This is a genomic window from Companilactobacillus furfuricola (assembly GCF_003946325.1).
In the GTDB taxonomy this organism is placed as follows: Bacteria; Bacillota; Bacilli; order Lactobacillales; family Lactobacillaceae; genus Companilactobacillus; species Companilactobacillus furfuricola.
Genome location: NZ_RHNT01000069.1, coordinates 1 through 11698, shown reverse-complemented (window position 1 = coordinate 11698; position 11698 = coordinate 1). Strand labels below are relative to the sequence as shown.

The following is an 11698-nucleotide window of genomic DNA, read 5'->3' as shown; positions in this document are numbered from 1 at the left end:
ACCTTTCACTAAGCTCCTTCGTCGCCAAGTGAAATTTCACCACTGAGGTCTGTATCCCCGGGCCCCTCCGTCTAGATAGAGACAATATCCCCCCCTTTTGGTTGAGATTTACCGATTTATTTTGTACAAATTGGCATTTTTTGCTCGTCCTATTTCTCACATGTCTATCTCAGGCTTCTTCTATTCTGGTGGGAGTAGGGTCTTGCTTGTTTTATTGTGGTATTTTATTTGTTCGGATCACTAATTTTTTTCTCGGTTCGCGGAACTTTGCTCCGCTCAATTTGTTTCCTGACGGTTATTGCTGCTGTGATTATTTGTTTTTTTTTCACTATTTCACTGGCTGTCGCTTTGCTCCCGCCTGGTTCTTTTTCCTTTTCTTTCTTGAATATCGGTAGTGGCGTATCGCTCTGCTCTCCGCCGCGCTTTTTGATTTTAAAATAACAAAGACCATGTTTTTCTTTTTCCATTTTTTTGGAAATTGAGAACATGGTCTTTTTTCTTACTTATTTTGTCTTTTTTTGACGTTTTGATTTGAATAGATTAGATAGTTGGAGCTTTTTACCATCTCCAGTTGGCTCTGAAATCTGATCTGTGGTTCATTCCTGGGCCACCACAGTTTCCATGACCGCCGTGCATGTGATGACCACCCATTCCGTGGCCCATTGGTCCCATTTGATTCATTCTTGGACCGTGGTGTCTTCCTGGCATCATACCCATTTCTTGCATCTTTTCACGCATTTCTTTTCTCATTGATCTGAAGTCTTGTTCTGACATTTCGTCCATGTTGTCGCCGTATTTCGACATGATCTCGTCGCGAACTTTTTGCATGTTTTCGAAGCGATCCATTGGGTCGATGAAGCTGTCGGCATTTTGTTGGAATTCTTCATCCCAACCTTCGGGGATTTTATCTAGGCTTGTTTTGAGACTTTCTTGTTCTGATTCAGTTAGACCGGAGAAGAATTTTTCTGTGGCGTTTTTGCCTGATGGAGCAGCATTTTTTTCTGCTGCTTCTTTGCCGTCGGCTGTTAGGGTAACGCGTTTGATCCGCTTGTCGCTTGGATCTTCGTTGCGTTCGATCAAGCCCTTATCTTCTAGCTTTTTCAAAAGTTCGGCTAGGGAGCTTGGTCTTAGATCTAGTACTTCTTGCAAGTAGCTTTGTGCCAAATTGTCTTCTAAGTTCAAGATGGCTAGGACTCTTTGTTGTCCTGTTAATCTTTGCTTGTTTTGGTGCATGTATTTGTTTGAAGCTTTACTTATGAAGTGTAGTTTTTTCATTAATTCGTCTGTTAAGTTTGTCATGTTGTATTCCTCATTTCTTTTTATATTAAAAACATTCGGTGCCGAAATATATTTCATAAATGAGTATACTTCGGTACCGAACGAATTGTCAAGAGATAGAATTGAAAAGTTTGCGAAAAAGTTCTGGGATTCGTGTTGTGAAGAGATATTTGTTTTATAATTATAAATATATTTATAAACGTTCCAAGAGGAGGATATCTGTGGTAGAAAATAAATATCAACCAAAAATTTTATGCAGAATTAAGAACTCCAAGGATATTGATCTTTCAGATGAGAATGCGAATGTACAATATCTTTCTAAAGTGGATGGCGTAAATATTAATAAAATGCATGTTGTGTTACAACATCAATTTCAAAGTAATGATGAAAGCCAGGATGAACTATTTGAAAGACTTGGTCGAAAAAAGTTTATAACAGTCACGTATTCAAGCGTTAAACGCATTTATGCAAATGACCAAACTGGATCGCAAATATTTGAGATTAAAAACGAAAAGGATAATGAAAGAGAATTTTATTCTTTCCCAATAATTATTGAACAATCAGACTCTAATAACATTTCATTATTTTTAAATGAACTTAAAAAGGGTAAGGTTCGATGTCCGGTTTGGAATGAAAAATATGTAGTGCCTCCATTTATTGCATATGTAAATAACAAAGATATTTTTTTAATACTAAATGTTAAAAAACAGGAACTAATTGATGATGATTATTGGAGATTTTCATTTGATGAACCTTTTGAGGTGATTCGAGCGAGCAATGAAGAATTCAGTGAATTTGCCTATGAAACAAATATTACGAAAGACGGTTATGGAATTGGTTTCTTGTCTCATGAAGACTTTGAAGAATTGAAAAAATCACATTCAATGATGGATAAGTATGCGATTGATCGCTTTAAGATGGAAGCACAGAAGTCTGGTTTATTATATGAGACTAAAGATTTGATCAATTTCTACACTGCAATGAAAAGCAAAGGATTAGTAATTCTGGCAGGTCTTAGTGGTTCTGGGAAAACTCAATTGGTTAAAACATATGCTAAAACTATGGGTATGGAAGATAGATCATTATACATACCAGTTCAATCATCGTGGACAGACGACTCTGATCTTTTAGGATTTATGAATTATCAAAAGAACGAATTTGAACCTGGTCAAAGTGGCTTAACACAATTTCTTCAAAAAGCTGCAGATGACAAAAATGAAGATCATTTGTATTTGGTGGAATTTGATGAGATGAACCTTTCTCGAATTGAACAATATTTTGCACAGTTTTTATCTGCATTGGAAATGGATGATGAAGATCGTCAAATCAAGTTATTTGAAAAGAGCAAAAGCAATCAAAATAATAAGCGTGACAACAATGATGGATATGATGAGTCATTGCAAAGAAATACTATCCCACTTAAGCATAATGTCATGTTTGTAGGGACAATCAATACAGATGAATCAACTTACGATATTTCTGACAAAGTGTTAGACCGTTCAAACGTAATTGAACTTCATTTACTCCCATATATGGATAGTTTGAACAACGATGAAAATACTGAAACTAATCTAAGTTATATTGTTTATCCGGTTTTGGATACTGATGATCAGTCCAACAAAGCTGAACAAAAACGAGTTCAAACGGAATACGAACTCCTTTGGGAAATTCATGAAAAACTCAATTTAGCGGACCATAACATTGGAGTAGGTTGGCGTATCGTAAATCAAATAGAAGAATATTTGAATAACCTCCCGTCGTATTATTCTGAACCAAAAATGGAGATCAGTCGTGATGAAGGATTTGATCTTCAAATTACTCAAAGAATCCTTCCAAAAATCAAAGGATCATACCAAAAGCTCCACAATTTGATTGGAGACTATTTTGATGTCGATGATAAGGATGATAGGGATAAGATAAAGGGAAGCTTACGAGAAGTTTTAGAGAAATCTTCGATTTACGGTAGTTGGAAAGAACCAAAGAAGAAAGGTACTGATAATTCATCCGAACCATTCGAAGAATCAATTAATAGGATTAATCTAATTGCAAAGGATCTAGAAGAAAATGGATTCACCATTTAAAGTAGATGCCCCAGATGGAATCGAACTTAAAGTAGCTATTAAGGGTGAGAGTGACGGCCGGGAAATTAGCCTTACTTCTGATAAAAGTTGTATGGATCCAAGATATGACAATATGTTCCAAATTGAAAAATCCACTGATTTTTCCATCAAATTTAAGTCAAATAATATTAACGATAGAATCTACTTGGAAGATTTATATTTTTGGGCGGAAAAGCAACAAAAAAATATAAATGTAGAATTCAAGGTTGATGAGAGATCTATTGATCGTCAGTATGACCATTACGTTAGATTTCCAAAAAGTGATAAGAATCAGAAGAGCTCTAATGTATATTCAGAATCAATCATGATCTTTGAAAACGATCAAGAACATTCCTGTGGAGATATCATGCCCGGAGTGTATGGATTGAGAATAGTGGCAAATGGTGTAACTTATTATGGTGCTATTGAAATAATTCTAAAAGATTTAATAAAAGATAGTGATTGGATGAATATGCGAAATGATTTAGAAAATTCTTTTTCAGATATTACGATGAAAAATGATAAACATGTCAAATCCAAATACTATCAGACTAATCAACACAGGATTAATGAACTCAAGTATGAACCAATAACGCAGGATTTAATTGAGAATGGATCAAAATTGGAGGCTGCAATCCGGGTCCTTCCAACAATGATTAAATTCCAGGTGGACAATAATTATGATTGGAAAAAAATAAACAGTAGAGTTCGTTTAGGAGCAAAGACTTATAAGAAAGATATTCAATTTCCAAGTAAGTCACGAGAAAAAACCTTCTCAATCGAGAAAAAATTGAATTATAACATTCCAGTTAATCAATATATGAAATATATATTGAAATACTTTTTGGAAATTGTTGAACACCAGATTAAGTACTTTGATGATGTGATTGATGGTGTTGAATCAAAAGAGGGCAAAGGAACGCATAATATTGAAACATTTGAAAGTTTTGAGAATGAATGCAACAAAAAACGCTCTGCATTGTGGAAATTGAAATCTACTATTAACTTTGCATTGAGCAAGCCCTTGTTCTCGAAAATTGAAGCTAAGATTCCACATACCATTCCAAAATCAATTGTGTTAAACACGATTTATGGAGTTATTTTTAAAAAATATAACTCTATTAAATTCAAGGAATACAGAATGAGTTTTGCGGATGAGCAACGTCTATCTATTAAATCAACGTTTGATATTTATGAAATGTGGGCAGGAATATCTATTGTTTCAGCATTTGAGCAACGAGGGTATAATACAGGGTCTTGGGAGAAATTTGATAATAAGAATTGTTTTGAAGAAGGGTCACATATTGAATTAACCAATGAAAATAAGCATCTCAAGTTGCTTATGACGTATAATCCATGGATTAATAATAAAAACCCCGATGAGAATAATCCGACCATGAATATGTTTCGAATTAAGACTAACGAAAAAACTGATAAGAGCAATTCAGAAACGAACACGTCTTCGACTTATTCTGAGAAAAAACATAATCATCCTGATTACTTTATTGAAGTATTTACTACAGATTCAAAGGAAGAAAAATCACTTGGATCAATAGTTCTAGACACAAAATACCGCCCAAAATCTAATGTTTTGTATGGTAATTCCATCAAGAGTTCGAAGTGTGCCCAGCAATTTTTATACTATCGTTATTGTATTCATAGTGATTATCCTTATCTTGATAATGAACGTGATGATCTTTCTGTAATGAAAGTTTATTGCTTATTACCCTCTGATGAAAAGGGAAGTAAGAGAAAACCTTCTGGTAAAGAAAACAAAGAAGCTTTATCAAATTATTTAGAGAGAAAAAATATTATTATTTGGCAACTTAATTATTCAAGTGAGAAAAATAAGAATGATCTTAAATTGGTAGATGATATTGAGAAAACTATTGAGCTAAGAAAAGAAGATTTGAAAGTCAACAATGTTTTGTAAATATTTTTATATCATTTATTTAATGTGCAGCAATTTATCCAGTATGCTATCCTAAAACTAAACCAAATAAAGCACTAGGGGTGTTTCACTCGAAACTGAGATAGGCGTTGGCCTGATCCCTTTGAACCTGTAAGTTGATACTTGCGTAGGAAAGTGCATGATCTGGGCAATTGACGCCACGATTCTTAATCCTACGACTAAGAACCGTGGCTTTTTTTATTATTTTTTTGGAGGAATGGATATGCAATTTGATTTGTTGAATAAGGTTAGAACGGATAATCCGATGGTTTTGAATATTGCTAACTCGGTTACTCAAAGTGATGTTGCTAATGGTATTAGTGCCATCGGCGCTTCACCTTTGATGACTAATTACGATGAAGAGCTGAAGACTTTGGCTCAATTCGCTAATGGTATTTGCATTAATATTGGAACTTTAGATGAGCGTCAAAATAAGCTTAGTCTTGAACTTTTGCGGCTAGCTAATCAATTTAATAAACCTGTTGTCCTTGATCCCGTTGGGATCGGAGCTGTTCCGGAAAGATTGTCCTTTGTTGAGCAACTGCTTGCAACTGGTAAACCTACCGTCATTTGTGGTAATGCGGGTGAAGTTGCTAGTTTGGTGGGCGTTTCCTGGTCTGCTAAAGGAATTGATTCGATCGATGAAGGTCAATCGCAAAGTGTTGATGAGATCGCCCAAGCTTGCGCATCTAAGTTTAGTTGTGTAACGGTCGTGACGGGTGAAACTGACACGATTGCGACTGCCGATGCCGTTGCGCATGTGTTTAATGGTCACAAAATGTTTACGACTCTGGTTGGGACTGGCGACATGCTTTCAAGTTTGATCGCCGTATTTGCTGGAGTTTCATCTGATGATGTTTTTGAAGCTGCTAAAATGGCTTGCCTCGTCTTTAGTTTGGCTGGTGAATCAGTCATGAATGATCTGCCCAAGATTGGCCCAGCTGAGTTTTCTACACGCTTGTTAGATAAATTGTATTCAATTACGACGGCTGATATTGAACAAGGAGGCAAATTCGATGAATGAAATTAATAGTTTTCCTCAAACTTTAACGATTGCTGGGACTGACAGTGGCGGTGGCGCTGGTGTAATGGCTGATATGAAGACAATGCAAGAGTGCGGCGTCTTTTCAACGGCAGTGATTGTAGCTGTGACGGCTCAAAACACGATTGGTGTGCAGGATTTTCAAGCACTCTCACCAAAGATGATCAACCAGCAGTTTGATTCCCTGGCAGATGATTTTAACATCAAAGCTTGTAAGACGGGGATGCTTGCCGATGCTGAGCACGTGGAATTAGTCTATGATAATTTAAAGAAATACGATTTTGGTCCTTTTGTGCTTGATCCAGTAATGATCGCAAAAGGTGGCGCACAATTGATCTCAGATGAGGGGATCAAGCTGATCAAAACGAAATTGATCGCATTAGCTACCTTAGTTACGCCTAATATCCCGGAAGCAGAAGCTTTAGCCGATATGAAGATTCATGATCAAGCAGATATGTTAGATGCCGCAAGAAAGATCCAAACTTTAGGAGCTAAGAATGTTTTGATCAAGGGTGGTCACGGGGATTCAGATGTAGTCCGTGATCTAGTCTTACTCGAAAGTGGCGAAGATCTTTGGATGGAAAGTCCCCGGGTACATACCGTCAGAACTCACGGAACAGGCGACACTATCTCGTCAGCGATCGTTTCCCGTTTAGCTTTGGGTGATGAGATGAAAGACGCCATTCTTTTTGGGAAAAAATTTGTTGAAGCAGCGATCAAGAATACCATCCAAGTTGGTCATGGCCATGGTCCTTTGAATCACTGGGCTTATAACAAGGAGATGATCAGCCATGGAATTTAAGGAAGAGATGTTGAAAGCTTATTTCGTTTGCGGAAGCCAAGACCTTGTCGGACAGGACTTTGAGGTCTTGCTCGAAGAAGCCATCGATGGTGGCATAACGGCGTTTCAATACCGTGACAAAGCCGGTTCTACTTTGACCTCTGAACAACGGCTCCAGTTGGGTAAGAAGTTACGCAAGATTTGTCGGGATGCTAATATTCCCTTTTTCGTGGATGATGATGTTGAATTAGCTAACCAATTGCAAGCAGATGGTATTCACGTTGGTCAAAAAGATATGAATATCATCGACGTTGTTTCAAAAGCTGCACCCGAGATGATCATCGGACTTTCTTGTCAGACGATCGAACAGGTCAAGATCGCTAATCAAGTTGAACAAATCGACTATTTGGGTTCAGGTCCGATCGTACCAACGATTTCTAAGGACGATGCCACAGCGCCGATCGGTTTGACCGGCCTTCAAGACTTAGTCAATGAGAGTAGAGTACCGATCGTAGCTATCGGTGGGATCACTGATGAAAATGTTCATCAACTCAAAGCAGCTGGCGCCTCTGGTGCAGCCTTTATCAGTTTACTTACGAGATCAAAGGATGTCTCAAAGACAGTCAATAATGTATTGGACGCCTTTGCCTAAAAGAGCTACTTTAAAAACAGTTAATTAAGTTTCACCAGAATTGTGTTAATTAGTGGTGTAGACGTGATTAAACTGTTTTTTTTGTATACAATGTGGGTAATAACATGAGGAGTTCAAAAAATGCAAAAATCATTTCGATCTTTTTCAATGGGGGTTTTAAATTTACTTGCCAATGCTGGTGTTTTTATTCCCTATTTCTTTTGTTTGATGCTTTATAACATTCATAAAACTGAGCCGATTTTTGTGTTGCCATTTTTAATGCTGTACACCTTTAGATGCATCGGCATGTTATTGACAGCACAGATCAAACGTTCCGCTATTAAGATGATGAACGTTTCCAGTATTTTTGGGGTCTTGGGCTCGATCTCAATGCTGTTTGCTGACAACATCTTCTTTGGTATCTTAGGTGGTATTTTATTAGGGCTGGCATCCAGTTGGCTCTGGCCATACTTTTTGACGATCAGATCTCGGGGGAAATTGAGCAACGAATTTTCGATGACGAAGCAAAGTTGGTTGTACTCGCTGATCGCAATGATCTTGTTGTTAGTGGTCAGCTTTGTGGCGATGAAGTACAAGGAGATGGCCATAGCGTTTATTTTGCTGGCTATTTTGTTCTTGTTTGCCTGGTTCGGAGGCGTCTTCTTGAAAAATGAGATCGATTTTTATCACGAAGACGATTTTAAAGCTAGTTTCATTCACCCAAGCAGACTGATATTGAATTTAGTTTATTTAACTATTTTAGTAGTGCTAGTCTTTTCAATCAGATACTCGCGCTTGAAGACGACTTCCCACAGTCTAGATTTGATCATGTGTATTTTGGCAGCGGTCATCTTAGGTACATTGATCTACGTTCAATTGGGGATCCACAAGAAGATATTCCCACTCAGTTTAGGAGCTCTCAATCGTGGGTTTGTTATGAACTTTTTGCTGCTGTATTCTACGTTCGATAGTACTTTACGGTTTAATTTTGAAGCCACAGTATGGATCTTTGTGATCTATTTATTAGGCTTTGAGATCGGACCGATGCTGTTAAAGAATTTTCCACAGTATCGATATCCAATATTATTCGTTGGGATGTTATTGACCTTATTTAATTTTGTGCCGATTTATTTCCTAGGACTATTTTTAGCTGCAGTCTTTGTTGGCGCTGATAATACGTTACTCAACCGTTCGCTATATAACAGCCCTAATTTAGATGGGGAAAGGGCCTTTTTAGTGAAGTATCAATTATCTAGTATCGGCAATATTTCTCAGCAATTAATCTATATGTCTTTGGTATATTTATTGAGCTACTTTTTGAATCTCAACGTCTTGTCATTTTTCAATCCGACAGTTCACGGTGCCACGTATACCACTTTGACTGCCGTCCACACAGTGATAACTCTTGGCATTCTACTGATATCTCTGATCACGTATCATTTTGTTAAAAAACTGCCGCTGACGGATGAATAAGGTATTAATTGAATGATCCTATTTATAAAAATTTAGTTAGACGTTTTAGTTTAGTTAGGTTGCTAATTGGTCTTACAATAATATTGAACGAAGTAAGGCTGAGAAGTTATGAATAGGAGATGATTGTATGAGAGGCAAGTTCAAGATGTTTCTTTTGTCTACAATCGCAGTGTTACTTGCGGTATTTAGCTTTAGCGCTTTGAATTCGAGTGCTAAAGCTGCCGTCGTTCCTATCACGGGAAATACCGCTGCTGATGCAACTATGACTTACACCACTGGTGGTACTGCTTCGCCAACGGATACTATTTATGATTGGCAGGGTGTTAATGTCAATTATAGTTTTTCTATCGCTAATGGTATTCCTATTAATGCTGGCGATACTGCTGATTTTACTTTGCCAGGAAATGTTTTAGCAAAGAATAATCTTAGTTTTGAAGTTAAAACTAATACGGGTGTAGTTATTGGTACGTTCAACATTGCCAAAGGTGCCTCAACTGGTACTTTGACTTTTAATGACAATGCTAGTCAAGCCAATCTAAATCGTTCAGGTACTTTAACTATTACTGGTATGGGTTCAACTGTAACCGATACTAATCCCAATGATTTTATTATTAATAAAAATGGCTGGATCCCCGATCAAAAAGATTTGACGGGTAGTCCAACTACTTTGACTTGGAATGTAGCTTTTAACAATCCAGCTTCTGATTTGACAAATGTTAAAATCGTTGACACCTTGGGTCCAAACCAAACTTATATTAATGGATCTGTCCATGCCAACACTGGATACTATTTAAATGGTCAATTTATTTCAACCGGTACGATCGAACCAACATCGGTTCTAATGAAAAACCAACAAATAATATTCGTGTTTGGTAATGTTAACCAAACTGTAAATATGACTTATCAAGTTTCTGTTCCTGCTGCAGATGCCAACCAAGTTAATTCTTGGGACAACAATGTGACCTTGCAATCGTCACAAGTTACTGAAGATGCTAGCCATACCATTAATTGGGGTGGTTCAGGTACCGGTACTGGCGACGTGCAAAATGGTAGTGTTATTTTGACAAAGACTGATGCTTCAAATGATTCTCCTTTAGCTGGAGCAACTTTTGAATTACTAGATGCATCGGGCAATGTTATCGAAAAGGATTTAACCACTGATACTAATGGTCAAATTGTCGTTAATAATTTGACACCTGGAGATTACAATTTCGTTGAAACTGGTTTTCCAGTTGGATATGCACCTAGTGCTAATAATGAATATCCATTTACGATTCAAGAAGGACAAACAACCCCTTCAACTGTTTCTGCAACAAATGTTCCATATCCTTCTGAACCGGAAAAGAATACCGGATCAGCGGTATTGATCAAACTAGATGCAACTAGTCACACACCTTTAGCTGGTGCCGTTTATGATTTAAAGGATCCTAATGGCAATGTTTTGATCACTGGTTTGACGACTGATGAAGAAGGTATGTTGCCAATCGATAACTTAGCACCTGGTAAATATACGTTGACTGAAACAAAAGCACCAACTGGTTACGAGATTAATACGACTCCAATTCCTTTCGAAATTGAAGCTGGTAAAGACACTGACATTATGACTTACAATGAATCTGATGTTTCAGTGACACCCCCTACAACTGTTCCACCAACTATCGTTGATCCTCCTGTTGATCCTGAAGCTCCTGTTTTACCAGAAGAACCAGGAACAACTCCAACGACTCCTGATGAGAACAACGATGAGGAACAACCGGGAACAACAACACCAACACCAACAACACCAACCAATCCTAGTGAACCAACTGAACCAAATGGATCTGAAGAGAACGATGAAGAGCAACCAGGTACTACTACTCCCACTGTTCCAACTACTCCATCGCAACCTGATGAGGCTGAGTATGAGGAACAACCTAGTGTAACTTCACCTTCTGTAACTTCACCTTCTGTACCAGGCAATTCATCACAACCTAGTGAAAATACTAATGAAGAACAATTTGGCACTTCTCCTTCTATGCCAGGTAGTTCAACTGGTACTTCACCTGATTATTCTTCTAGTTCTAGTGGGCAGGGTGTTTTGAACCCTAACTATCCTTCTGCTATTGATAAGGGTTCTATGAAGTTGCCTGCTAAGAGTTATTTGAATGGTAATAAGTTGCCACAGACTGGTAGTCATGCTACTAGCTTGTTTGGTGTTATTGCTGGGATTGTTGTTATTGTTTTGGCTATGGTTTTGATTATGTTTAAGGTTCGTGGAAATGATAAGTAGTTTGTTTTATTTTTAGCAGTCATTCTTGTTGGATGGCTGCTTTTTTTATTGATGTAAGAGAGCTATGGCAGACAGTAGCGTTTTTCTTTGATGGAGTTCTGTTAGTTTGTTTGGTGGTTGGGGTGTGGAGGTAGTATTTTGGTTGCTACGTTCAATGCCGACTCCGGGGCCCGG

General features: G+C 37.5%; 9 protein-coding genes and 1 riboswitch. Of the genes, 7 read left to right on the top strand and 2 right to left on the bottom strand.

The genetic code is table 11. The features are described 5' to 3' along the window. Positions 1–224 precede the first annotated feature (224 nt). The gene (locus tag EKM78_RS11745) at positions 225–467 is read right to left on the bottom strand and encodes a hypothetical protein (RefSeq protein ID WP_164507343.1); all 243 of its coding nucleotides are present in this window, start codon (positions 465–467) and stop codon (positions 225–227) included. A 91-nt stretch (positions 468–558) separates the two neighbouring features. Further along, the gene (locus EKM78_RS11740; RefSeq protein WP_164507342.1) at positions 559–1299 is read right to left on the bottom strand and encodes a MarR family winged helix-turn-helix transcriptional regulator; all 741 of its coding nucleotides are present in this window, start codon (positions 1297–1299) and stop codon (positions 559–561) included. Positions 1300–1499: 200 nt separating this feature from the next. Between EKM78_RS11740 and EKM78_RS11735 the strand changes: the two genes are divergently transcribed. The 7 genes from EKM78_RS11735 (at position 1500) to EKM78_RS11705 (ending at position 11524) form a co-directional block, all read left to right on the top strand. Next, on the top strand, positions 1500–3359 hold the full coding sequence (locus EKM78_RS11735) for an McrB family protein (protein WP_164507341.1): 1860 nt from the start codon (positions 1500–1502) through the stop codon (positions 3357–3359). Further along, positions 3343–5310 (top strand): hypothetical protein, encoded by a 1968-nt coding sequence (locus EKM78_RS11730; RefSeq protein ID WP_125772440.1) that lies wholly within the window; start codon positions 3343–3345, stop codon positions 5308–5310. The genes EKM78_RS11735 and EKM78_RS11730 overlap by 17 nt, the downstream gene beginning before the upstream one ends. Positions 5311–5376: 66 nt before the next feature. Next, a riboswitch (TPP riboswitch) is annotated at positions 5377–5479 on the top strand. Beyond that, positions 5468–6352 (top strand): hydroxyethylthiazole kinase, encoded by an 885-nt coding sequence (thiM, locus tag EKM78_RS11725; protein ID WP_125772438.1) that lies wholly within the window; start codon positions 5468–5470, stop codon positions 6350–6352. (Overlaps the previous riboswitch by 12 nt.) Continuing rightward, positions 6345–7172, top strand: a complete 828-nt coding sequence (thiD, locus tag EKM78_RS11720) for a bifunctional hydroxymethylpyrimidine kinase/phosphomethylpyrimidine kinase (RefSeq protein ID WP_125772436.1) — start codon at positions 6345–6347, stop codon at positions 7170–7172. Before thiM ends, thiD begins: the two co-directional genes overlap by 8 nt. Beyond that, positions 7162–7803 carry a thiamine phosphate synthase gene (gene thiE / locus EKM78_RS11715; RefSeq protein ID WP_125772434.1) on the top strand — a complete coding sequence of 214 codons (642 nt, stop codon included), beginning with the start codon at positions 7162–7164 and terminating at the stop codon, positions 7801–7803. The genes thiD and thiE overlap by 11 nt, the downstream gene beginning before the upstream one ends. A 120-nt stretch (positions 7804–7923) precedes the next feature. Beyond that, complete coding sequence (locus EKM78_RS11710; protein WP_125772432.1) at positions 7924–9255, top strand: hypothetical protein; 1332 nt, start codon at positions 7924–7926, stop codon at positions 9253–9255. Between the two features lie 127 nt (positions 9256–9382). Next, positions 9383–11524 (top strand): LPXTG cell wall anchor domain-containing protein, encoded by a 2142-nt coding sequence (locus tag EKM78_RS11705; RefSeq protein ID WP_125772430.1) that lies wholly within the window; start codon positions 9383–9385, stop codon positions 11522–11524. Positions 11525–11698 lie beyond the last annotated feature (174 nt).

What these genes read in the sequence shown, in the direction of transcription:
- EKM78_RS11745 (WP_164507343.1), bottom strand. Translation starts at nt 467, where the DNA reads ATGGAAAAAGAAAAACATGGTCTTTGTTATTTTAAAATCAAAAAGCGC.
- EKM78_RS11740 (WP_164507342.1), bottom strand. Translation starts at nt 1,299, where the DNA reads ATGACAAACTTAACAGACGAATTAATGAAAAAACTACACTTCATAAGT.
- EKM78_RS11730 (WP_125772440.1), top strand. Translation starts at nt 3,343, where the DNA reads ATGGATTCACCATTTAAAGTAGATGCCCCAGATGGAATCGAACTTAAA.
- thiM (WP_125772438.1), top strand. Translation starts at nt 5,468, where the DNA reads ATGATCTGGGCAATTGACGCCACGATTCTTAATCCTACGACTAAGAAC.
- thiD (WP_125772436.1), top strand. Translation starts at nt 6,345, where the DNA reads ATGAATGAAATTAATAGTTTTCCTCAAACTTTAACGATTGCTGGGACT.
- thiE (WP_125772434.1), top strand. Translation starts at nt 7,162, where the DNA reads ATGGAATTTAAGGAAGAGATGTTGAAAGCTTATTTCGTTTGCGGAAGC.
- EKM78_RS11710 (WP_125772432.1), top strand. Translation starts at nt 7,924, where the DNA reads ATGCAAAAATCATTTCGATCTTTTTCAATGGGGGTTTTAAATTTACTT.
- EKM78_RS11705 (WP_125772430.1), top strand. Translation starts at nt 9,383, where the DNA reads ATGAGAGGCAAGTTCAAGATGTTTCTTTTGTCTACAATCGCAGTGTTA.